The organism is Fructobacillus papyriferae (assembly GCF_018437225.1).
Taxonomy (GTDB): domain Bacteria; phylum Bacillota; class Bacilli; order Lactobacillales; family Lactobacillaceae; genus Fructobacillus; species Fructobacillus papyriferae.
The window spans coordinates 239,331-261,852 of sequence record NZ_JAAMFI010000002.1 but is presented as its reverse complement, the minus strand read 5'-3'; the positions used below and the strand labels follow the sequence as shown (position 1 = coordinate 261,852).

18 protein-coding genes are annotated in these 22,522 nt (G+C 49.4%); 1 reads left to right on the top strand and 17 read right to left on the bottom strand.

Annotation, left to right across the window (positions count from 1 at the left end; translation table 11 throughout):
• Positions 1 to 79: 79 nt before the first annotated feature.
• From G6R27_RS04995 to pheS, 10 genes are all read right to left on the bottom strand, one after another.
• Positions 80 to 1,522 carry an MFS transporter gene (locus tag G6R27_RS04995; RefSeq protein WP_213819966.1) on the bottom strand — a complete coding sequence of 481 codons (1,443 nt, stop codon included), beginning with the start codon at positions 1,520 to 1,522 and terminating at the stop codon, positions 80 to 82.
• A complete protein-coding gene (locus G6R27_RS04990) occupies positions 1,498 to 2,757 on the bottom strand; it encodes a bifunctional folylpolyglutamate synthase/dihydrofolate synthase (protein WP_213819965.1) in 1,260 nt (419 codons plus the stop codon). Before G6R27_RS04990 ends, G6R27_RS04995 begins: the two co-directional genes overlap by 25 nt.
• A 93-nt stretch (positions 2,758 to 2,850) precedes the next feature.
• On the bottom strand, positions 2,851 to 4,422 hold the full coding sequence (gene cshA, locus G6R27_RS04985; RefSeq protein WP_238480086.1) for a degradosome RNA helicase CshA: 1,572 nt from the start codon (positions 4,420 to 4,422) through the stop codon (positions 2,851 to 2,853).
• Between the two features lie 150 nt (positions 4,423 to 4,572).
• On the bottom strand, positions 4,573 to 5,625 hold the full coding sequence (locus G6R27_RS04980) for a serine hydrolase domain-containing protein (RefSeq protein ID WP_213819964.1): 1,053 nt from the start codon (positions 5,623 to 5,625) through the stop codon (positions 4,573 to 4,575).
• A gap of 109 nt (positions 5,626 to 5,734) precedes the next feature.
• Positions 5,735 to 7,087: a UDP-N-acetylmuramoyl-tripeptide--D-alanyl-D-alanine ligase gene (locus G6R27_RS04975; RefSeq protein ID WP_213819963.1), complete on the bottom strand. Its 1,353-nt coding sequence runs from the start codon at positions 7,085 to 7,087 to the stop codon at positions 5,735 to 5,737.
• A 91-nt stretch (positions 7,088 to 7,178) separates the two neighbouring features.
• Positions 7,179 to 8,567, bottom strand: coding sequence for a 23S rRNA (uracil(1939)-C(5))-methyltransferase RlmD (rlmD, locus tag G6R27_RS04970; RefSeq protein WP_213819962.1), 1,389 nt, complete (start codon positions 8,565 to 8,567; stop codon positions 7,179 to 7,181).
• A gap of 75 nt (positions 8,568 to 8,642) precedes the next feature.
• The gene (locus tag G6R27_RS04965; protein WP_213819961.1) at positions 8,643 to 8,900 is read right to left on the bottom strand and encodes a type B 50S ribosomal protein L31; all 258 of its coding nucleotides are present in this window, start codon (positions 8,898 to 8,900) and stop codon (positions 8,643 to 8,645) included.
• Positions 8,901 to 8,990: 90 nt separating this feature from the next.
• A complete protein-coding gene (locus G6R27_RS04960; protein WP_213819960.1) occupies positions 8,991 to 10,277 on the bottom strand; it encodes a UDP-N-acetylglucosamine 1-carboxyvinyltransferase in 1,287 nt (428 codons plus the stop codon).
• Between the two features lie 69 nt (positions 10,278 to 10,346).
• Positions 10,347 to 12,809: a phenylalanine--tRNA ligase subunit beta gene (pheT, locus tag G6R27_RS04955; protein ID WP_230791160.1), complete on the bottom strand. Its 2,463-nt coding sequence runs from the start codon at positions 12,807 to 12,809 to the stop codon at positions 10,347 to 10,349.
• A complete protein-coding gene (gene pheS / locus G6R27_RS04950) occupies positions 12,806 to 13,858 on the bottom strand; it encodes a phenylalanine--tRNA ligase subunit alpha (protein WP_213819959.1) in 1,053 nt (350 codons plus the stop codon). Before pheS ends, pheT begins: the two co-directional genes overlap by 4 nt.
• Before the next feature lie 356 nt (positions 13,859 to 14,214).
• Here pheS and G6R27_RS04945 point away from each other — a divergent pair, with 356 nt between their 5' ends.
• Positions 14,215 to 14,391 carry a hypothetical protein gene (locus G6R27_RS04945; RefSeq protein ID WP_213819958.1) on the top strand — a complete coding sequence of 59 codons (177 nt, stop codon included), beginning with the start codon at positions 14,215 to 14,217 and terminating at the stop codon, positions 14,389 to 14,391.
• A gap of 178 nt (positions 14,392 to 14,569) precedes the next feature.
• On the opposite strand, the gene G6R27_RS06365 is transcribed toward G6R27_RS04945, so the two are convergent.
• The 7 genes from G6R27_RS06365 to G6R27_RS04915 all read right to left on the bottom strand — a co-directional run bounded on the left by G6R27_RS06365 (position 14,570) and on the right by G6R27_RS04915 (position 22,463).
• Positions 14,570 to 14,677 carry a putative holin-like toxin gene (locus G6R27_RS06365; RefSeq protein ID WP_230791162.1) on the bottom strand — a complete coding sequence of 36 codons (108 nt, stop codon included), beginning with the start codon at positions 14,675 to 14,677 and terminating at the stop codon, positions 14,570 to 14,572.
• Between the two features lie 236 nt (positions 14,678 to 14,913).
• Entirely contained in the window at positions 14,914 to 15,846 is a 933-nt protein-coding gene (locus tag G6R27_RS04940) for an NAD(P)-dependent oxidoreductase (RefSeq protein ID WP_213819957.1), read from the bottom strand.
• Positions 15,847 to 15,882: 36 nt separating this feature from the next.
• Positions 15,883 to 17,670, bottom strand: coding sequence for an oligoendopeptidase F (gene pepF / locus G6R27_RS04935; RefSeq protein ID WP_213819956.1), 1,788 nt, complete (start codon positions 17,668 to 17,670; stop codon positions 15,883 to 15,885).
• Between the two features lie 45 nt (positions 17,671 to 17,715).
• The gene (locus tag G6R27_RS04930) at positions 17,716 to 18,762 is read right to left on the bottom strand and encodes a competence protein CoiA (protein ID WP_213819955.1); all 1,047 of its coding nucleotides are present in this window, start codon (positions 18,760 to 18,762) and stop codon (positions 17,716 to 17,718) included.
• Between the two features lie 55 nt (positions 18,763 to 18,817).
• Positions 18,818 to 20,275, bottom strand: a complete 1,458-nt coding sequence (locus tag G6R27_RS04925; RefSeq protein ID WP_420798190.1) for an ABC transporter substrate-binding protein/permease — start codon at positions 20,273 to 20,275, stop codon at positions 18,818 to 18,820.
• Between the two features lie 26 nt (positions 20,276 to 20,301).
• Positions 20,302 to 21,051, bottom strand: coding sequence for an amino acid ABC transporter ATP-binding protein (locus G6R27_RS04920; protein ID WP_213819953.1), 750 nt, complete (start codon positions 21,049 to 21,051; stop codon positions 20,302 to 20,304).
• Positions 21,048 to 22,463, bottom strand: coding sequence for an ABC transporter substrate-binding protein/permease (locus G6R27_RS04915; protein ID WP_420798193.1), 1,416 nt, complete (start codon positions 22,461 to 22,463; stop codon positions 21,048 to 21,050). The genes G6R27_RS04920 and G6R27_RS04915 overlap by 4 nt, the downstream gene beginning before the upstream one ends.
• Positions 22,464 to 22,522: the final 59 nt, after the last annotated feature.

Here is a 22,522-nt window from a genome sequence, read left to right as displayed (position 1 = left end):
ACAGAGTGATACGAAAAAACAGGTTCTTTTTAACAATATTTTTTTATTATTTTAGGGTAGGCCCTTAACGGAAAAATCGTTATTGTTGATCCGTCTTGTGCCATTCGACTTCTTGATTAACTGGAATGGAATGAGCAACCGGATTGGACTTTTTAATGACAGAAAACGACATCAAAGCCGCCCCGATAATCAAGACAGCGTCCATGATGTAGGTCACACGGATTCCAAGTCCAGTTCCCTTCGTCATATCAGCGGCATTGTTTTGGAAAATGGAAACAATGCAGGCAGCCAAGGCAATACCGACCGCGGCAGAGTAGTTCTGCATGGCGGCAAAAATCGAGTTGGCAGCATTGTGATAGACGCGATCCATGTTGGAAATCGTGTTTGTCATGTTGTTTCCGTTGAAGAATCCAATTCCTGTTTGCATGAGGGCAAAGCCAATCATGAAAAGGACGAAGCCAAATGGCAGGATGGCCATCCAGAAGCATCCGAGAATCAGGAAGAAGACCCCCAAGCCGTTTGGCAACTTTGCGCCATAACGGTCGTACAAAGCACCGGAGACGATGGCCATCAAGGCCTGTAGCAATGCGCCTGGGAAAAGCGCGATTCCAGCCATTGAGGAGTTCTCGTGCAAGACCACTTGCAAGCCCATTGGAATGACATAGTTAAAGGTCAGGTTGATCATCTGAATGATGAATCCTGAGAACACCGCCAAACGAAACATTGGTCGCGCAAACATCGATGGGGCCAAAAGTGGTTCGGCTTCCTTACGAGCATAAAAGTAGTAACCCAGGATACCAAAGACAAAGGCCGAAAGGGCAATCAAGCTCGTGACGTTAAAGAGGCCGTCTGTCGCCAAGCGGTCGATGGTGATCAAACCACCGATGAAGAAGGCAGAAAGCAACAACCAACCAATGAGGTCGAACTTGACATGTTTCGTTTCAACCGTTGTCGTGATGGTCATCCATCCAAGAATCAAGGCAAAAAGCTGAACGGGCACAACCACCCAAAAGATCATGTGCCAGCCAAAGGCGTCTGTCAGAAAACCACCGAAGGCAGGTCCAAGAGCTGGTGAGAACGAAACGATCAAGGATGCCAAACCAACCATCGTTCCACGACGGTTCATGGGTACCTGCTCGAAGATGACGTTGTTCATCAAGGGTAATCCAACTCCGGCACCGACACCTTGCAGCAGGCGGCCAAACAAGATGATTGGGAATTGGTTGGAAACAGCGTCAATCAGGATTCCAAGAAGTGAAATCAGACCAGCAGCCAAGAACTGCGTGCGGTTCTTGAAGCGGTCTTTCAACCAAGATGACATGATAATGACCATCGTCGTCAGCAAAATCACGCCCGACGTCAGCCATTGAACCGTTGACGAACTCACGTGCAATTCGCTCATCAAAACTGGAAAGGAAACGTTCAAAGCCGTTTCCAACATGATGTCCGTAAAGGCGATTAGGGCAATCGAAAGAATGCTCAAAATCAGCTTTGGACTCAGAACTTTTTCTTCGTCTGACATAGATGCCTCCTAACATCAGCTATAAAATATAAGGACCCGGTGAAAACCAAGGCTTTTCCTTGCTGTTTAGCGTATTCTAAGACCTGGTCCAGCCTATCAAAAGCCAGGTTTATGAGACCCGCTTTTTGATAGTCCTCTTTGGCTAGTGCCGGGCGTCCAGGAAGGCCCATGTATGAAAGGGTGACCAGCTCGATCCGTTCGTCTTTGGCCAATGGCTTTAGCCCCGAAATCAACTCTTTGTCGGCAAGGCCGGCAACACAGAGAATGACTTGCTCTTTAACGTTCTGGTCAACAGTCTGCTGCAGGGCTTTCAATCCGGCCGGGTTGTGCGCCCCGTCGAGATAGACCGTCGGCCTTGTTTCATTTTCGGCCCACACTTTCTCAAAGCGCCCCGGCAAAAAGGCCCTGTCTAGCCCAGTCTGAATCACTTCAGGCGTCGTGTTTGGATCGAGCGCTAAATAGGCCGCAACCGCCGTCTGCAGATTATCTTCTTGAAAAGAGCCGTGAAGAGCAGAACGGTAAAACTGCCCGTCTTGCCTTCGCCCATTTTTTGGGCCCGCCAGAATCAAGGGGGCCTCTTTCAACGCCGCCTCCTCTTCCAAAACCCGCTTTGCGGGACCCGAAATGCGAGGACCAAGAACGACCGGCTTTTCATCCTTGATGATCCCAGCCTTTTGCTTGGCAATGGAAAAAAGGCTATCACCAAGCATGGCCTGATGGTCAAGGGCAATACTGGTCACCACCGAAACAGCGGTCGACTGCAACAAGTTCGTTGAGTCGAAGCGTCCTCCGATGCCGACCTCAATGACGGCGAGGTCAAGTTCTTCTTCTGCGAAGTAGCAAAACATGATGGCAGTGACGGCCTCAAACTCCGTTGGGACAAGTTCACCGCCCGAATCGGCAGTGACCTGGGCAGCCGCTGCAGAAACCCGCTTGGTGTACCGGGCCAAATCAGAATCCGAGATATCCTCACCATTGATCTGAAAGCGGTCGTTGAAGCGGACAATGTAGGGAGAAGTGAACAGACCAACACGTTTGCCAGCCGCTTGCCCGATGGCAGAAAGCATCGTCGCAGTGGAACCCTTCCCGTTTGTTCCAGTGACGTGAAAGGATGGTGGCAACAGCGTTTCTGGGTGCCCTAATGTTTTCAGGAGGGCTGCCATTCGAGCCATGGAGTTCTTTTTTCCACCCTTTGGCCGACCGTGAATATAAGCAAGTGCTTCTGTTACATTCATTGCCACTCCTTTTCGCTTCGTTTACTTTCATTATAAACAAAAAAAGCATCTGATAACAGACACTTTTCTAAATTTCGTCTAACTTTTTTCGATTTAGCCCTTTTCGCGAACCGTAAAGTCGCGCTTACGACCTTGACCATTGCCACGACGTTCGTTCGAACGGTGGTTATTGCCCTTGTAGCCACCACCGTTTGAGCGACGTTCGCCATCACGACGACCACGGTAGCCACCGCCACCATTACCACGACGATCACCGTCACGGCGGCCACGATAGCCACCACCGTTACCACGACGGTTTCCGCCACGATAACCACCGCGAGAACCGCCCTTACCACCCTTACGGCGTGGCAAAGGACGTTCCCGTGACAAGGTTACGGGAGCGTTTTGCTTTTCCAAGCCAGCAACGGAAGCCAAAAGTCCAGCTGCCAATTGTTCTGGCGTGAACTGGCTCATCAAGGCTGCCACTTGAGCTTGCATTTCTTCAGGGTTCGTTTTTGACATCAACGCTGCCGCTTCGTCCAATGACCCGTTGATTCGGCCCAAGCGTGCTTCTTGCAACGTGGCTGGTTGCAAAGGCGTCATGCGCTTCTTCGTCAAATCTTCGATGGCACGCAAGTAGTCCATTTCGTTTGGGGCAACGATCGTCACAGAAGTACCTTCGGCACCGGCACGACCCGTACGACCGATACGGTGCACGTATGATTCAGGGTCTTGTGGAATATCGAAGTTATAAACGTGGGAAACGTCCTTCACGTCCAAACCACGAGCCGCCACGTCGGTTGCAACCAGCAAGTTGATTTCGTGTGACTTGAATTGGTCCAAGACACGGGAACGCATTTGCTGTGTCAAATCACCGTGCAACCCTGCGGCCTTGTAGCCACGTGCTTCCAAACCGCGGGCCAACTCTTCGACACGACGCTTCGTCCGACCAAAGACAATGCCCAAAAATGGTTCTTGAATATCGATGGTACGCGTCAAGGCATCGAACTTTTCTTCGTGACGACAGCGGATGAAGAATTGTTCAACCAAATCAGTCGTCAACTGCTTGGCTTCAATCTTCACCATTTCAGGATCCGTCATGAACTTCACCCCAATGCGGCGGATTGATTCAGGCATCGTTGCTGAGAAGAGCAAAGTCTGACGGGAATCAGGCACTTGAGCAATGATCGCTTCGATGTCATCCAAGAAGCCCATGTTCAACATCTCATCGGCTTCATCCAAAACAAGAGTCTTGACACCTTGCAGCTTAGCCGTCTTCCGGTTGATGTGATCGAGCAAACGACCAGGCGTCCCAACCAAGATTTGTGGCTTTGACTTCAGGCCTTGAATCTGGCGACGAATATCTGAGCCACCAAAGACCACTTGCACATTCACGTGCTTGTCTGAGCCCAACTTCTTCAATTCATCAGCCGTTTGGATAGCCAATTCACGCGTTGGGGAAATGATCACGGCTTGGATGTTAGGGTTATCCAAGTCGATGTGTTCCAAAATTGGCAAACCAAAGGCAGCCGTCTTCCCAGTTCCCGTCTGGGCCTGGCCGATGACGTCTTTACCGGCCAAAGTCAACGGAATCGTTTTCTCCTGGATTGGTGTCGCCTCCACGTAACCGTGGGCTTGGATGGATTGCAAAATGGCTTTTGATAAGCCGAGTTCTTCAAACTTCAAAATTTTCTCCTTTGAAAGCACGTTCGAGCGCGCCTAAAGACCAATTGGTCTACTTCTATGATAACGCGCTCCCTGCGCGTTTTAAAGGCCAAGCAGTTTATAGTCTAGCTGGGCTGACTGATTTTTTTGGGGGCTGCTCATTTGGCACGCCTATGGTGCTTGCTCACCCGTCAATTCCGTAAAGAACTGTTGGCCAAGCTTTTGAAAGGAATGGTCACTATCGTACTGGTTCGACAGCAAGATGACAGCATCTTGCCCATTGTGACTCAACACGACGTTCGATTCGTAGCCCGAGATAATCCCGTGTCCTTCATAAACCGACCCATAGCCGTAGAGACCAGCCGCATAGTGGGCCGGCAGACGTTGCTCGAGCAAGCTTTGGTGGTGCTTAATGAGCTTATCTGAAAAGAACTTCTGGTACAGCAAGTAGAGTTGCCCAGTGGTCATCGACACATTGCCAGTCCCTGTCTCCCGCTGGTATTCAACAGGCGTAATATCTCGCTCAGTCTCAGATCCAAAGGTGTAGGCTTTGGCAAAGGCGGTTGTTTTCTTAAAATCAGGGTAGAAAAGAATACCTAAATCGGCTTTCTTATTAAACAAGTCATTAACCAAAGTCTGATAACTCTTACCCGTGACCTTCATTAAAATTCCGGCCAAAAGGCGGTAATTAACGGGTTGATAGGTCCAGCCACTGCCCGTTCCAAGAACACCACCTGAACTCTCGGTGTTTTCTGCTGAGAAATCAACGTTATCCTGTTCAGAAGTATACTGATCGGGTTGCTTACTTTGCTTTAAATCAGATGTCATCGTGAGCAGGTCGCGAACCGTAATTTGATCGGCATTTGGCACCATTGGATAATAGTTTTGAAGCGGACTATCGTATGATAGTTTTCCCTTTTCGACCTGCTGGCCAATTAAGATAGCGGTTAGGATTTTAGCCGTGGAAGCCACTGGAAAAGTCGTCTTCGGCTGATTTTTACGATCCTTTAAAACATCTGCTTGACCATAACCCTGACTAAGCTTAATTTGACCATTTTTTACAACTAAAGCCGTTCCGGAAAAACGTTGTTTTTTTAACTCTTCATCGAGCTTTTCAACCGTCTTGTTCTGCGCAGTGACCTTTTTGCTCAAGTCATTTTTAGTCAAAACTGCTGTTGTTGCCTTCTTTTTGGCACTGACTTTATCAGGTTTAGCCGCCCCCATGACGGTTAAGGTTACTATTGATAAAAGCAATAAAGAAATAACAGAAAAATAAAAAACAGGACGATGATACCAAGAAAGCTTAATTTTCTCAGGAAATAAATCCGTCCGTTTAAGCATGGTCCACCGGCTTTCCGATGAGCGAAGCCAGCACCTTTTCTAAATGAATCCCGTGTGACGCCTTCAAGAAGACAAGGTCCTCTTCACTTAATTCAGCTTTTAGATCAGTGATCAGCTCGAGAAGCTGATCCGACTGATACCCCTTAACATTGAGAGCCGGCGCTTTTTCTTTCAAAACCGGCAGCAAGTTGTCCACCATGAGCGGCCCAACCAACTTCACCTCTTTTGGCTTCGTTTTCAAAATAGAAGAAGCTAAATCCGCGTGCAAGGCCGGTCCCTGCTCACCCAATTCGAGCATGTCACCCAACACAATCATTGGCTCCTTGACGCCATCTTTTGCAATCGCTGCTAACACTTCCTTTGTTGCAGTCGGGTTGGCATTATAGACATCAGAGATGATCTTGGCACCATTTGTCGCCGTTAGGATTTCTGTTCGATTTTTCGTTAAATCAAAATGTGCCAAAGCACTTGCCATAGTCTTCAACGTCAAGCCACATGCCTGACCGACCATAATCGCAGCTTCTGCATTCTTAACATTATAGCGGCCAAGCATGGGAATTGCAAACTGCTGGCCCGCTTCGGTCCAGACCGTTTCTGACAAGGACTCCTTTATGTCTGAAGGAACCGGACCAAAGGTTTTTGTATTCGCAGGCAAATTCTTTGCTTTTGTCAGCAAGTCCTCGTCTGCTGGAATCAAGAAGAGACCGTCTTTTTTCAAGCCAGCCGTAATTTCAAGTTTCGCTTTGGCAATGTTCGCCCGGGTCTTGAAGAATTCCAAGTGAGCCTCGCCAATCATCGTGATGACGGCGATATCTGGTTGGGCTAGAGTTGACAAAGCGGTCAACTGACCGGGACGGTCCATCCCCATTTCTAAGACCAAGATTTCCGTCTCTTCTGGCATCGACAAGATGGTGACGGGCAGGCCGATTTCGTTGTTGAAGTTGGCCGGCGTCTTGAAGGTCTTGTATTGTTCGGACAAAATGGAAGCGACCATGTCCTTAGTCGTTGTCTTCCCATTAGAACCAGTGATGGCGACCACCTTGGGGGCCACTTCCTTCAAATAGTACTGGCTTAATTCTTGCAAGCCAGTCAAGGAATCGGGCACGACAACGGCCGAAACGGCTGCAGGCAGCACGTGGCCCTCTTGGGCCAAAACAGCCTTGGCGCCCTTATCCATGGCCATTTGGATGTAGTCGTGACCATCGTTTTCACCAACTAGGGCGACAAAAAGGTCGCCTGGTTGAACTTTTCGTGAGTCGAAGGTAACCCCTTCAACTACTGTCTTCTCATCGCCCTGAAGGACGCCATTTGTGGCAATCGCCAACTCTGCTAAGGTGAGCTTCATGAATCATTCCTTTTTGCATTATCAAAGTATTGACAGTGAGTTAAAAAATTTTTGTTATTCTGCCAAATCGGCTCGAACATCTCACTCCATTTTACCTCTTTTTTTGCAGAACCGTCACCGTTTCAATGTGGGCAGTTTGGGGAAACTGGTCGACTGGCACGACCGGGCCGGCAATTTCGTAGCCGACTTGGTCAAATAAGGCACAATCACGGGCGGCCGTCAAAGGGTTACAAGAGACGTAGACCACGCGATCCGGCCCCATTAGGGCCGCTTTTTTGATCAACTCTTCGGTCAAGCCTCGGCGAGGCGGATCGACAAAGACGACGTCGGGGCGTACCCCTTCTTCCTCCCATTCGACAAATTGCTCTGGCGCGTCCTTTAAAATATAGGTTGCGTTCTCAATACCGTTTAAGGCCAGATTTTTCTGCGCGTCCGCCACTGCACCGGGGACAACCTCGACGCCGATGACTTCTTTTACCCGGTCGGCAACGGACATCCCAATCGTCCCGATTCCAGCATAAGCGTCGACGACCAGGTCCGACTTTTTTAGCTGGGCCAAATCGGCCGCCGTCTGGTAGAGCTTTTCAGTCATGACTGGATTGACCTGATAAAAGGAATTCGGCCCAATCAAGAAGCGCTTACCGAGCAAGGAATCCTCGATTTGGTCTTTTCCATAAAGGGTCTCGTTGTCCGCAGACAGCTGAACGTAGTCCTTTTTGGGTGCCTTGTTTAAAATCAGAGAAGTCAGATCAGGCAGAGCAGTGACAATGGCCTCGACGACTTCGTCTTGCTTTGGCAGGATCGGGTCGTTTGATACCAGCACCACCATCAGTTGCTTGGAATAGTAACCCCGGCGCACCATAATGTAGCGCACCGCCCCTTCATCCGTATCTGGATCATAAGCAGAAATGGCCAGTTTTTCCAAGATGTTTCGAACAATCACAATGACTTCATCAAGCCGCTTGTCGTTAACAAAGTAATCCGTCATTGGCACTAGCTCGTGAGTCCCGCGTTGATAGAAGCCGGAAAGCAGCTGGCCATCCTGCCACTTAACGGGCACAACCGTCTTGTTACGGTAATAGGAAGGGACTTTTTCATCCATTGTGACTGGTTCAGCTACGTCCACCAAAAGCCCAGCCGCTTCAAAGTTATCCTTGACTAGCGAGCGCTTCCAGTCCTTTTGTGCCGGGTAAGCCCAATTGACCAAAGGAGCTGTTCCAGCTTCTAGCAAATAGTCCCGATCAGCAGCGATGCGCGCCGGATTTTTCTTATCCCAAGACACAATTCGACCATAAGACGAGAGCTTATCGACCTGAATGATTTCAACTTGGACCACTTCATGAAACATGGCATTGGCTATGTAGATTGGGTAGGTTTTTTGCTCGTTGGCCCAGGCCAACCCCATGCCGTTTTGGCGAATTTTGGCTATTTCGACCTGGACGATCTCATGTAATTTGACGGGTGGTGTGGTTTTGGCCATGCCGCTGCTCCCCTTTCTCCTGACACTTCGAAAAATAAAAAGCGTCCACCAGGGTGGACGCTTTTTAAAAAGAACTTACTTGTTCTTGAAACCGAAGTCCGCAAACTTCTTGTTGAACTTGTCAACGGCACCATCAGCCTGAGTAAACTTCTGCTTACCAGTGTAGAATGGGTGTGAGTCTGACGTGATGTCCATACGCAATGATGGGTATTCTTGGCCGTCAAATTCTACCGTCGTGTCCGTTTCAACAGTTGAAGCTGACAAGAACTTCTTACCAGTTGCGGCATCGATGAAGACAACTGGGCGGTAATTTGGGTGGATATCTGCTTTCATGACTAATCTCCTTAGCGCCCTGACTATTCATAGCCAGAGTCAGTTATTAACTGTATAAGTGTAGCACGCTCAAATCATTTTGACAAGAACTTATGGCATCAAATTGATCAGATCGACCCCTTCGATTTGAAGGTCAACACCAAGACCACGCAACTTTTCAGCCAAACGATCATAACCTCGCAAAATATGCGAGGCGTTGTCGATCACCGTCTGGCCATCGGCCATGATGGCAGCGATGACCAAGGCAGCACCGGCACGAATCTCAGCAGCTTCTACTGTGGTCCCAACCAAGCGTTCGGAATGGTTGACCTTAATCTCACCTGGATTCAACGAGGACAGTTCCGCCCCCATCCGCCGTAATTCGGCGATGTGACGAATCCGTTTTGGATAGATGGTTTCGATAATCGTCGACTCTCCCTCCGCCAAGAAGAGCAAGGGCGTAATCGGCTGCTGCAAATCCGTGGCAAAGCCGGGATAAGGCATCGTTTTGATGGCCACCGGCTTCAACGGACGAGATGGGCCGATATAGATCGAATCTTCGCCGATTTGCATATCGACACCCATTTCGATCAATTTAGATGTATAGGACTCCAAATGTTCCGGAATGACGTTTTGAATCGTCACGCCGTCCCCAAAAGCTGCCGCCATGGACATGTAAGTCCCGGCCTCAATGCGATCTGGGATAACCGTGTGTGTGTTTTGCGCCTTAAGCGACTCGACACCCGTGATGCGAATGGTATCCGTACCAGCACCACGAATGTTGGCCCCCATGTTATTCAAGAAGGTCGCGATATCGATGATTTCGGGCTCTTTGGCCACGTTTTCGATAATCGTCTGTCCTTCGGCCCGAACAGCTGCCAAAATGATGTTGATCGTGGCCCCCACTGAAACCGTGTCAAGGGCGATGCGCGCCCCCTTTAATCCATTTTCACTCGCATCGATATGAATCACATCGTCTTTTTCCGTGACAGTGGCACCCAAGGCTTCAAAACCCTTGATGTGCTGGTCGATCGGACGAGACCCCAGGTTATCCCCACCCGGGAACGTCACCGTCGCCCGGCCAAAACGACCAAGCAATGCCCCCATAAAGTAATAAGAGGCACGCAAGGACTTGATGGCCGTTGCGGGCAATGGGGCTTCTTTGATTGTCGTTGGATCAATCGTCAAATCACCATCATGAAAGTTCGAGTGAACGTTCATCGCGGCAAGAATATATTGTAAGTTTTTAACGTCCAAAATCTGTGGCACATTGTCAAAATGAACCGGCGTATCCGCTAAAATGGCTGCTGGAATCAGCGCCACCGTTGAGTTTTTGGCACCACCGATGGTCACTTGACCAGCGACTTTGTGGCCACCATTAATAATAATTTTTGCCATAAGGCGAATCCTACTTAGCTATCGTTTTACTTCGATTATACGGGGTTTCTGACACCCTGACAATTACAATTATCGAATTTCTGCACCGAATTGTGTCGCCAACGCTTCCGTGACTTTCGAAAAGTCCTTTGTGACCTTTTCTTCGACCAAGGTATCGTTTTGATCTTGATAAGTCAGCTGGTAAGCCAGCGACTTCTTTCCTTCAGGCGTTCCCTTACCCGTGTACAAATCAAAGAAGGTAACGTCCTTTAGGTACTTGCCAGAAGTCTTTTGAATCAAATCCAAGACGTCTTGGTTCGACAAGTCGTCATCGACCAAAATAGCCAAGTCACGCGTGATCTGTGGGTAACGAGAAATTGGTTGGTAGGTGTTGTCACCCTTTGCCACCAGTAAAATCTCTTCCAAATTCAATTCAAAGGCAAAGATCGTCGGCAACTTCTGCTTGGCCACAAACTCTGGGTGCACCTGGCCCAAATAACCCAAGTAAATGTCACCCGAATAGATATCCGCGGTTTGGCCTGGGTGCATGTTGTCATGGCCTTTTTCCGCTTTAAAGGTCACATTTTGAACGCCAATATTTTCCAAGTAACGCTCAACACGGCCCTTCAACGCAAAGAAGTCGGCCTCACGAGCTGAAACGCCAGCCTGCCAAGTCGATTCGGCAATCGAGCCGACCAAAACAGCCGCCAAATGCTCTTCTTCGACCGGTTGCTTACCAGCGTTGTCGTTCAAGAAGACGCGGCCTTGTTCGTACAAAGCGATGTCTTTTACTGAGCGGGCCACGTTGTAGGCTACGTCGTCAATCAAGCCAGAAATTAAGTTCTGACGAGCCGTCGTCCGATCGGATGACATGGGGTAATCCAAGGCCAAAACCGGATGGTTTTGCCCGATGTTAAAGGCCGTTGACTTTTCTGGTGTCATCAAGGCATAGGAAATGGCTTGGTCGAAGCCAAGCGCTTGCATGAGCTTTCGTGATGCCCGAATCTTCTTTTGCCGAGCCGTCAAGTCGCCCGCCGTCGATTGACCATCAATCAAAGCCGTTGGCAACTTGTCATAGCCGTATAAGCGTCCGACTTCTTCGACCAAGTCAGCTGGAATCCGCAAGTCCGTGCGGCGTCCTGGAATCGTGGCCGTCAACTGATCAGCCTTCAAATCAACCGTCAAGCCCAACTTTTCCAGCAAGGCCATGACTTCTTCGTCGGTCAAAGTCGTTCCCAACACTTGGTTGAAACGGGCAACCGGCATCGAAATCGTCACCGTCTCGTCTTCGACAAAGCCAGCTTCGGCCTGGCCAGCGGCCAATTGGCCGGAAGCGGCCTTTGCCACCGCATTAGCAGCTGAAGCCAAAGCCGTCTTCGTATTCGTCAAATCAATGCCACGTTCCAAACGGAAAGAGGATTCCGAGCGCAAGGCGTGACGACGAGCAGCTTGACGAATCATGCTTGGGTTGTACTGACCAGCGACCAGCAAGACATTCTTGGTCTCATCCGTCACTGCAAATTCTGGATCTTGTGCAATGCCAGCCAAAGCGATCACTTGCTTGCCAGCAACCAAAACGACGTCTTGTCCCGCGCGCAAGGCAATCACTTCTTCGCCATTGCCTTGACCGAGCACTTCCCCTTCTTCTGCCAAACGAATCGTCAAAGCTTTGTCAGCCAGGCGATCCAAATCAAAGGCAGCCAGTGGCTGTCCGGTCGCAAGCAACCAGTAGTGCATCGCGTCCAAGACGTTATTTTGAGCTTTGATGCCAGAAGTCCAAAGGCGACGCTGGGTCGCCAAGTCACTTGGTGCAACGGTCACACCGTTGACAACAGACATGGCCACACCGCTTGCCAGTTGCCCATCTTTGATGGCAAGAGACACTTGATCATCCGCCAAAAAGGCAGCGGCTTTTGCCCCTTTATCAACGACTTCTTGGACGCTTTGGCCGGTCATCGCAGCCATTTCATAGGCCATACCACGCATTGACAACAGATCCGCCCGGTTCGGCGTCAAATCCGTGTCGATCATTGGATCTTTCAGACCCAAGACTTCCAAAGCATCGTCGCCCGGCTTGACGTCGGCATCGTCAGCAAAGACGTAGATCCCGTCTTCGATTGGCTGTGGGCATACCGCGTCCGGCAAGCCGATTTCCTGCAAAGCCGAGAGCATGCCGTAAGACACTTCGCCACGGAGCTTGGCCTTTGAAATCTTAACCAACTTGCCCGTTTGCCGATCGATGATGTGCGAACCAACCGTCGCCAAAATCACCAACTGCCCTTCGGCCACGTTGGGTGCTCCGGTTACGATTTGGATGTGTTCCTTGCCATCAAAGACCTGAGTGATGTGCAGGTGGTCAGAATCTTGGTGATCCTTAACTTCGTCGACCCGAACAACGACCAAACCGTCTTGCTTGGCAGCGGCTTGGCCGACTTCTTCGACTTCCACAGCCGTCAATTCGATCTGCTGAGCCAGATCCAAGACAGCCTGTTCAGACAAATCCAAACCAGGCGTTAAGTATTCATTTAACCATTTTAAATTCGTCTTCATCATTCGTTACCTCGCTCGTTAAATTGCGCTAAGAAACGCGTGTCGTTCAGGTAGAACTGGCGGATATCTTCGACGCCATACTTTAGCATGGCGAAACGATCCGGTCCCAGGCCAAAGGCAAAGGCCGTGTATTCTTCAGGATCGATGCCATCCATCTTCAAAACGTTCGGGTGGGTCATTCCAGCACCGAGCACTTCGATCCATTTGATATCTTCTGGCTTCGTGTCAGGCGTGACCTCATTCCAAGAAACATCGACTTCAACAGATGGCTCCGTGAATGGGAAGTAGGAAGGCCGGAGGCGAATCTGGTGCTTTTCGCCAAAGAGCTCTTGCATGATCGACAAAAGCGTCCCCTTCAAATCCGCCATGGTGATGTTCTTCCCAACAACCAATCCTTCAACTTGGTGGAACTGGTGGGAGTGCGTGGCATCGTCGGTGTCGCGACGGTAAACCTTACCGGGCGCAATCATCTTGAGCGGTCCCTTGGAGAAGTCGTGCTTCTCCATCACGCGCGACTGCACGGGGGAAGTCTGCGTTCGCAGCAAGATTTCCGGTGTGATGTAGAACGTATCCTGCATATCACGGGCTGGGTGATCCTTTGGCAGGTTCTCCCGTTCGAAGTTGTACTCGTCCGTTTCAACTTCGGGCGAGTCGGTTGGATCGTCGATGATTTGGTAACCGAGGCCCAAGAAGTGCGTCTCGATTTCGTCCATAATCTGTTGCAAAACGTGGGGGGCACCGAGCTTAGGCTTGGCACCTGGCAAGGTCACGTCCAAGCTTTCCGCCGCCAGCTTTTCTTCCAAAGCCTGGGCAGCTTGCGCCGCCTTCTTTTCTTCGATCTTTTCTTGGATAGCCGTGCGGACCTGGTTTCCCACTTGGCCGACTTCCTTCTTTTGCTCAACGGGCAGGTCCTTCATGGCCTTCAAAGCGCCCGTGATTTTCCCTTTCTTACCCAAATAAGTCACGCGGACGGCTTCCACGTCGACGTCTGGCTTATCCAATTCAGCCGTTGCTTCTTGCAAAAAGCCTTGTAATTCTTCAACTAATGTCATCTTTGCCCTCTTTTATCCAAATAAAAAAGTCCCTTGTCATCTTCCGATGTCAAGGGACGAAACGATTGCCGCGGTACCACCCAAGTTCTAGTAAAACTAGCGCTTAAAGCCGGTAACGGTGGCCGCCGTTGACGATTAAATCAAGGTTTTTTTCGGACTGAAATTCAAGTGCTTTTGTTAACGGGCTCCCACTCTCCCCGCTCGCTTGATAACAGCCCACACTTTACTAGGTCCGAACTTTCTACTTCAGTATAGCAGAGTTTAAAAGGAGAAACTAGGGAGAAAAACGGCGCTTTCTTGCAAATTCAAGGCCCTATGGTAAACTCTTAGCAGATAACTCATAGGAGACTTTCAAAATGAAACAATCACTTTTTTCAAACGCCGTCGGGAGCCTGGTCTACTTCTTGATCATCCACCTTCTTTTCAAGATGAACACACTGCCAAAAGACCTCTTTTCAAGTATTATTTTCTTCGTTCTCATGATGTTGATTAGCTGGTTCATCCAAAAGCGGGCAGTGAAGAAGGAAGATTAGGTTTTATATTCGAAATGGGAATAACCTTCTGCTCATTGCCAAAAATTCTGGTATAATAAAGACAAGAAAAGGAACCGGCGCGTCAACACCGATTCCCCTAGCGAAACCATAAAAATGGTGGCTAGCCTTAATTAGTTAGTAAATAACCAATCGCGACTCAGCTAAAGTGGGCGATTGGTTATTTTTTTGTGTTCATCTTTTCGACGAGCACAATGACAAGCTTAATCAACTCAACAACGAGCATTGAGAAGAGAAGGATAATCGAGATTGCGCTTTCTGTTGACACAAAGGCATTTCCTTTCCTAGGATAATGAGAGTTATGGGTTTATTCATCGACCCCACCTCCTTTCCAGGATAGCCACCATCTTCACTTTTTCGCTACAAATATTATAGCATATAAAATATCTATGAACGGCTTTATACCAACGTTTATAGAGGATGTTTTATTAGACAAATCCGCCAATTTTTTCTCTTTTTAGGCAAATAAAAAGCGTCCATTTCTGGACGCTTTTTGTATTCTTTTTAATTCACTTGATTCTTCGTTCCCTTGCCTGCCAAAACATCAATGATGTTTTTGGCAGCCGTGGCTGCGATTTCTTCTTTAGCTTCAAGAGAACCACCGGCAACGTGTGGCAACACGTAAGTGTTGTCCATGTGCAGCAATTCGTTGTCAGGAGAGATTGGTTCCTTTTCGACAACGTCCAGACCGGCCGCGGCGATTTCGCCCGCCTTCAAAGCGATAATCAGCGCTTCTTCGTCAACAACCGGTCCACGACCAACGTTGACCAAGACAGCGGACTGCTTCATCTTCTTAAAGGCCGTTTCACCAATCAGCTTGGTTGTAGCAGGCGTTGCTGGCAAAGTTGAGACAACAAAGTCGGCCTTCTCGAAGATCTCGTCCAGATCAGCCATGCGACCGTTTGGCACATCCTTATCGTGACGGGCGTAGGCCAAAACTTTGACACCAAAGCCAGACAACAATTCCGCCACTTGACGGCCAATGTGGCCAAAGCCAAGAATACCGACAACCTTATGAGACACTTGCACGCCAGGATGTCCAGCAGCATAAGACTTGGCTTTTTCATCGCTAATGCCGCGCTTGTCCGTGTCGTAAAGACGACCGGCCATCAGCATCAAAGCAACGGCCGTTTCGGCCACGGCAGTGGCGTTGGCACCCGGCGTGTTGGCGACCACGATGCCGCGCTCCTTGGCAGCCTCCAAATCCACGTTGTCATAACCGACACCGTGGCGGGCAATGACCTTGAGATTTGGATAACGGTCCATGACCGCCCCATCAATCTTGTACATCATCAGCAGGATGCCGACGACATCCGGATCACCAGCAAAATCATCGGCCTTTGCTTGCGGATTCGAAACCACTTCGTAGCCCGCTTCTTGCAATTCCTTAATGGCGCTATCGTCAATGCCATCAAATACCAAAATCTTTTGTGTCATGAGAACTCCCTCCAATTCCGTTGTAACGCAAATCGCTTACTTTTTCAAAAGTCCCTCAAGTTGCGTCAAGCGCTCTTCGAAGACCGCAAAGGCCGCATCCAAATAATCGCCCTTTTCCATGTCGACGCCGGCCTTACGCATGACGTCCAGTGGGTTTTCAGAAGAACCCGCCTTCAAATAATCCTTATAGGATTCCGCTTGGCCGTCGTTCAAGATTCCCTGGGCCAAAGACGTTGCCGCCGCTTCACCGGTGGCGTACTGGTAGACGTAGAAGTTGTAATAGAAGTGCGGAATCCGCGTCCACTCGTAGGCGATTTCGGGATCGGCCACGACATCCTTTCCGTAGAACTTCTGGTTCAACTGACCGTAGAAGTCCGCCATGACGTCGGCCGTCAACGGTTGGCCGGCTGCGTCTTGCTCGTGAATCCAAGCTTCGAACTCGGCGAACTGCGTTTGACGGAAGACCGTGCCCTTGAAGCCGTCCAGGTACTGGTTCAGGATGAAGGCCTTGACCTTGCCGTCGTCCGTTTGCTTCAAGAGGTAATCCGTCAGCAAGCTCTCGTTGGTCGTCGAAGCGATTTCGGCCAAGAAGATTGGGTAGTCGCCATAGTAGTAAGGCTGGTTGTGACGGGTCAAATACGAGTGTACCGTGTGGCCCATTTCGTGGACAAGGGTGTATACGTTGTCCAGAGTGTCTTGCCAATTTAACAAAATGTAAGGATTGGTATCGTAAGCACCACCAGAATAGGCCCCCGAACGCTTCCCGTTGTTCTCGACCACGTCGATCCAGCGTTCGGCAAAGGCCTTTTTGACGATTGCCAAATAGTCCTCGCCCAATGGCGCCAAAGCGGCCAAGGCGATTTCCTGGGCCTTTTCATAGGTGACTGGGAAGTCGACGTCGTCGACTAATGACACGTACAAATCATAGTTGTGAATGTCGCCCTGATTGAGCACTTCCTTGCGCAAAGCCACGTAGCGGTGCAAGAGGTCAAGGTGGGCGTCCACCTTTTCCTGCAGCGTCTTGTAGACGGCAACCGGAATCTGGTTAGCGGATACGGCTGCTTCTTGGGCTGACTGGTAGTGGCGCACCTTGGCCAAGAAGTTGTGCTTTTTGACCGTGGCCGAAAGCGTCGAGGCGAAGGTGTTCTGCAACGCCATGTAGGCGTCATAAAGTGACTGGAAAGCTTCCTGACGCTGAGCCGGATTCTTGGAACGGAGCATGATGGCGTAGAGGCCGTTAGTCAATTCCTTGATCTCGCCGTTTTCATCCATCACGTCGCCAAAGTCGATGTCGGCGTTATCCAAGACAGAGAAGGTCTGCTCAGCTGAAGACATCACCGTCGATGCTCCCGCCAAAAGCGCTTCCTGATCAGCTGGCAGCGTGTGGGCCTTTTCGCTCAACAAAACGTCGAAAAAGTGAGCGTATGGCTGCAAGGCTTCTTCTTTCAGATAGCCGGCCAAGACGTCTTCATCGATGGCCAACACTTCCGGTTGGAAGAAGGCCGTAGCGGCTGAGACTTGCGCCAGCAAATCTTGGACCTGCGCGTTCATTCCGGCATAGGTTGAATTCGCTGTGTCCTGGTCGAATTTTTGGTGGGCGTAGACGAAGAGCTTTTCAAAGGCCCGTTCAATACGCAAGTCCTCTTCCAATCCCGCCAAAAGCATTTCGGCAGAATCGGCCAAATGTCCCTTGTAGTCTGCCAATTTAGGCAATTCCGCCTGCAATTGTTCGAAGGCTTTCTGGTAGGCCTGATCCGATTCGAAGACAGTCGAAAGGTCCCAGGTCAATTCTTCTGGTAATTCATCTCGTGTGATTTGTGCCATGCGCCACACCCCTTTGTACTTTTCTCCAGTTTACCATAGCAAGGCTTATTTTTTGAAAGGAAGCCCCCCTTTTATGAAAATCCTCTCACTTTTCTCAACCGCCATCCCCGAAAGCTTCATTTCTTTCAATAAATCGTCTAAGACGAATCCGGCGGCCTCGTATCCTGAGTAAAAACAGCGGCTCAGCCGCGCCTCCAGCTGGCTGCGAAAAAGCCCTTTTGTCCCAGCTTTTTCCAGCAACAACAAAACCGTCAAGCGATACTGCCAATTGGCAATCATCATCCCGAAAGCATGACCATTTAGGCAAATAGCAGGCATTTGATCAACCCGCCGACCCTGTTCGTACAAATAAGAAACTAGCTTCTCATCGACTTGCTTTCGGGCCATCAATAAGGACAGCTTGGTCCGCTGCCGTTGCTCGTCCAAAACCTTAAAAGAGAGCTCCTGACCTTGGACTGCTTTCTTCTCAAAGACCTTGGCCCAATCCGGCAGTTCACTCCGCTTCAAGCAAAGCGGGTCCTGCAAAGCCGTCTTCTTGGACGAGCGCTTACGGAAGTCGGCCCGCACAAAGCCAGTCTCCTGCACAAAACCCTGTTCTCCTGGCAAATAATACCATAGCCGCTCGGCCAGCCAGAAGCGACAAATCGTGGCAGTCGACAGATGCTTGCGATAATAGTTAGGGCCGAGAATCCACCAAACGCGGATACCGACACGGGCGTACCCCGCATTTCGTTTTGCCAAATCCGCCTTTGAAATTGGCGAACACTGGTACTCGATGGCCACCTGGTTGCCAGGCCGTCCCACCAACAAATCAGGTCGCTGATCGATGGCAGCCAAGACTGGCTCGATTTGTATCGGCACCTTTTCCTTAAAGTAGGCGTAAATCGCCAACTTACCGGCTAAATGATCGGCTGACTCGCCTTCTGAAAAACCGACACAGTCTTTTTTAGACACATGAGCAAAATGGGCGACCTTTTCGCCCCCATGTTTCAAGCGCACCGGTCCGCGGCAACCTGGGCAAAGATAAATTTCGTTCTTCTTGGCCTTTTCAGCCAAACAATAGTCATTTCGAATTGTCGTTGCAATTAACATAAAAAACACCTCACTCGTCTAATGACACGAGTGAGGTGTTTTAAATTCTTCATTCTTAGGCAATCTTTTTCTTCAGCCAGTTGGAGAACCAAGTAAGCAAAGTAATCACAATGAGGTAAATTGCCGCGATAATTGCCCAAACGCGGAATCCCTGTGAGTTACGAGCAACGATTAACGTTCCCGTCTGCGTCAATTCCAAAATACCGATAGCAGACAAGATCGACGTATCCTTCAAGGTAATGATGAACTGGTTAACAAAGGATGGCACCGTGATCTTCAAACCTTGTGGCACGATCACCTTCCAAATAGCCTGTCGATGGGTCAAACCAAGCGAGCGCGCCGCTTCCATTTGCCCTACATCGACGGATTCAAAACCACCCCGGACAAAGGCGCCAGTGTAGGCTCCTTCGTTTAAGATCAAGGTCAATAAGCCCGCCGTGAAGGCTGGAATTTTCATGCCAATCACACCAGGCAACCCGATATAGATGAAGAAGGCCAACACCATTAATGGCAAACCGCGGAAGGCGTAGATGATGGTTGTTGACAAACCGCGAAGAAACTTCCATTCCGAAATTCCCATGATTCCAAGCAAGAGTCCCCAGAGGGAAGCTAAGACAATTCCTGCGATAGTCAGGATCGCCGTTTGCAAGAGTCCTTCCCAGAAAGCGTGCTGGTTGGATTTCAAAATTCCCCAAGTCGTCTTGTTGTCTTTTTCAGAACCAACAAAAGTGGACTGGCTGGCGTTCAAGTATTTATTGATGATCTTGTCGTAAGTACCATCTTTTTTCATAGCGGCCAAGGTCGTGTTAAATTGCGACAGTAACTGCGCGTTTTCGCCCTTTTTAACGAAAAAGCCAACACCCCCGGCATTCCCCAAATCCTTGGGGTTTCTTACCTGCAACTTCACCCCGTTTTTGATGGCGTATTGGATGACCGGATAATCCTCAAAAGTAGCCGCAGTGTTGCCGTTGACCACGTCGTTATACATCGTATCCGTATCATTAAAGTACTTTACCTTAAAGCCGTACTTGTCCTTCAAGGATGCCCCGTAGTTGGCTGCCGCTGTACCTGTCTTCAAGGCCACCGTCTTTCCTTTCAAGTCATCTAAGGACTTGATGGACGAGTTTGGCTTTGTAATCCAGGCCACACCCGATTGGTAGTATGGCGTTGAGACGTCATAGACTTCCTTACGGGAGTCATTGATCATCATACCGGCGATAATTCCATCGGCTTGACCGTTTGCAACCATTTGAGCGGCGGCGTTAAAGGACATTGGCTTCAACGTATACGTAAAGTTATTCCGCTTTGCGACTTCCTTAAGAATATCCATGTCGATTCCAACGTACTGATTATTCTTATCTTGAAAGTCAAAGGGTGCGTAAGTCGCATCCGTTGAAATCACGTAGTTGGGTTTTGAGGCTGCATCGACGCTTGTTCCTGCCATAAAAGTGGCGAAGAACAAGGCGACCAAGGCAGCCAAAAGCGGTTTGATCCGTTTTTTGACCATGGTCATTCTTCCTCTCAAATATCTAGAAGAACTTAGGCTTGCATGACCTTCGATAAGAAGGTCTGCAACCGCTCGTTCTTCGGTGCTGTAAAGATCTGCTCAGGCTTGCCGGATTCTTGAATCTTTCCTGATTCGAAGAAAACCACTCGGTCGGCCACTTGCTTGGCAAAGCCCATCTCGTGGGTCACGATAATCATCGTCATCCCCATCTTGGCTAAGCGCTTCATCACGTCCAAAACATCGCCAACTACTTCGGGATCCAAAGCAGACGTTGGCTCATCAAAAAGCATGATATCAGGATCCATGGCCAAAGCACGCGCAATCGCAATTCGCTGCTTTTGACCACCTGAAAGGGAGGAAACCGGAGCGTCCGCCTTATCAGGCAAGCCAACGGTTTCAAGCAATTCCATTGCCTTCTTTTCAGCTTCTTGCTTAGTCATTTTCCCAAGCTGAACAGGCGCTAAGGTAATGTTATCGATGACCGAATAATTATTGAATAGATTGAAATTCTGGAAAACCATTCCGATATTTTCACGAACCTTATTAATATTCGTATTCGGATTGGAAATGTCATAGCCGTCCACATCGATCACACCTGAATCAGGCTTTTCCAATTGGTTTAGCATCCGCAAGAACGTCGACTTACCGGAACCAGAAGGGCCGATCATCACGACCACTTCATTATCCATGACGTCCAGGGAAATATCGCGCAAGACATGGTTGTCACCATATGACTTGTTGACCTTGTCAACGTGTACTTTCACTTGTTTCTCTTCACTCATGCGTTTGTCCTTTTTTCAACCTTGTTACTGAGTAGAGTCAGTAACGTTATTACTACTAAGTATATCATAGCCACTAGGGTCCAGACACGGAAACCTTGCGAGTTTCGGGTCACGATCAGCGTCCCAGTTTGCGTTAATTCAAGAATTCCGATGGCGGAAAGTAATGACGTGTCCTTTAAGGTGATGATGAACTGGTTAATAAAGGATGGCACCATCAACTTCAGCCCCTGTGGAATGATGACCCGCCGCATGGCCTGACTGTGGGAAAGTCCTAAAGACCTGGCCGCTTCCATCTGACCGTTGTCAACCGAGTTAAAGCCACCACGGACAAAGGCCGCCGTATAGGCTCCTTCATTCAAGACCAAAGTCAAGATACCAGCCGTCCAGGCAGAAATTTTGGTGCCGGTAACGGCGGGAATTCCAATGTATAAGAAGAAAGCCAAAACCAGCATTGGCATGCCACGGAAAAGGTAAATCACAGCTGTGGAAAGGCCGCGAAGCAGGGCGTTTTTTGACACACCCAAAATCCCAAGGAAAAGGCCCCATAGAGAAGCCAAAACAATGCCGACTACCGTCAGGTACATCGTTTGCTTCAACCCTGACAAAAAGGCTGTGTGATTACTCTTCAAAATGCCCCACAGACTGCTGTTATCCTTGGCTGAACCGGTAAAAGTTGAGGCCTTGGCCGACAGGTACTTGTTAACGATTTTGTCGTAAGTACCATTCTTCTTAATCGTTGCCAAGCCCTTGTTAAAGTCGGCCAAAAGCGCTTGGTTTTCACCCTTCTTCACCGCAAAGCCCAAATCCCCAGCTGCAAAAGGCGCCTTGGCGTTTTGGACTTTTAAGGCCGTGCCGTTCTTAATGGTATACTGCAACACGGGCAAGTCAGCAAAGGTAGCGACCGAATTGCCATTGATGACATCACGATAGACCGTGTCAGAATCAGAGAAATAGGTAATCTTAAAGCCATACTGGTCTTTGATTGATTCGGCGTATTCAGCGCCGGCCGTCCCTGTCTTTAAAGCCACGGTCTTGCCCTTCAAATCGGACAATGACTTGATCTTTGAATCCTTGGCTGTTGCCCAGGCAATTCCCGTTTTATAATAGGGATCGGAAAAGTCGTAGACGGCCTTTCGTTCGTTTGTAATTGTCGTGCCGGCGATCACACCGTCTGCTTGAGAAGAAGCAACTGACTGCATGGCCGCGTTAAAGGCCATTGGCTTTACCGTCACGGTAAAGCCGGCGGCTTTGGCAATCGCCTTCAACAAGTCCTGATCAATCCCAATGTATTGATTGTTCTTGTCTTGAAAGTCAAAGGGCGCATAGGTTGCGTCCGATGTCACGATGTAATGTTTTTCAGCCGCGTTAACGCTGCCAAAAGACATCCCCAACAAAGCCAGGCTGGTTAGCATCGCCAACAAAGCTGCTATGATTCCTTTTTTCATCATCTTTCCTCCTGCTCGATAGTTTC

Coding starts and splice junctions, on each gene's coding strand:
- G6R27_RS04930 (WP_213819955.1), bottom strand. CDS start 18,762: ATGTTAATTGCAACGACAATTCGAAATGACTATTGTTTGGCTGAAAAG.
- G6R27_RS04940 (WP_213819957.1), bottom strand. CDS start 15,846: ATGACACAAAAGATTTTGGTATTTGATGGCATTGACGATAGCGCCATT.
- G6R27_RS04995 (WP_213819966.1), bottom strand. CDS start 1,522: ATGTCAGACGAAGAAAAAGTTCTGAGTCCAAAGCTGATTTTGAGCATT.
- G6R27_RS04990 (WP_213819965.1), bottom strand. CDS start 2,757: ATGAATGTAACAGAAGCACTTGCTTATATTCACGGTCGGCCAAAGGGT.
- G6R27_RS04945 (WP_213819958.1), top strand. CDS start 14,215: ATGAAACAATCACTTTTTTCAAACGCCGTCGGGAGCCTGGTCTACTTC.
- G6R27_RS04975 (WP_213819963.1), bottom strand. CDS start 7,087: ATGAAGCTCACCTTAGCAGAGTTGGCGATTGCCACAAATGGCGTCCTT.
- pheS (WP_213819959.1), bottom strand. CDS start 13,858: ATGACATTAGTTGAAGAATTACAAGGCTTTTTGCAAGAAGCAACGGCT.
- G6R27_RS04920 (WP_213819953.1), bottom strand. CDS start 21,051: ATGAGTGAAGAGAAACAAGTGAAAGTACACGTTGACAAGGTCAACAAG.
- pepF (WP_213819956.1), bottom strand. CDS start 17,670: ATGGCACAAATCACACGAGATGAATTACCAGAAGAATTGACCTGGGAC.
- G6R27_RS04980 (WP_213819964.1), bottom strand. CDS start 5,625: ATGGGGGCGGCTAAACCTGATAAAGTCAGTGCCAAAAAGAAGGCAACA.
- G6R27_RS04915 (WP_420798193.1), bottom strand. CDS start 22,463: ATGCTAACCAGCCTGGCTTTGTTGGGGATGTCTTTTGGCAGCGTTAAC.
- G6R27_RS04965 (WP_213819961.1), bottom strand. CDS start 8,900: ATGAAAGCAGATATCCACCCAAATTACCGCCCAGTTGTCTTCATCGAT.
- pheT (WP_230791160.1), bottom strand. CDS start 12,809: ATGATGAAGACGAATTTAAAATGGTTAAATGAATACTTAACGCCTGGT.
- G6R27_RS04925 (WP_420798190.1), bottom strand. CDS start 20,275: ATGACCATGGTCAAAAAACGGATCAAACCGCTTTTGGCTGCCTTGGTC.
- rlmD (WP_213819962.1), bottom strand. CDS start 8,567: ATGGCCAAAACCACACCACCCGTCAAATTACATGAGATCGTCCAGGTC.
- G6R27_RS04960 (WP_213819960.1), bottom strand. CDS start 10,277: ATGGCAAAAATTATTATTAATGGTGGCCACAAAGTCGCTGGTCAAGTG.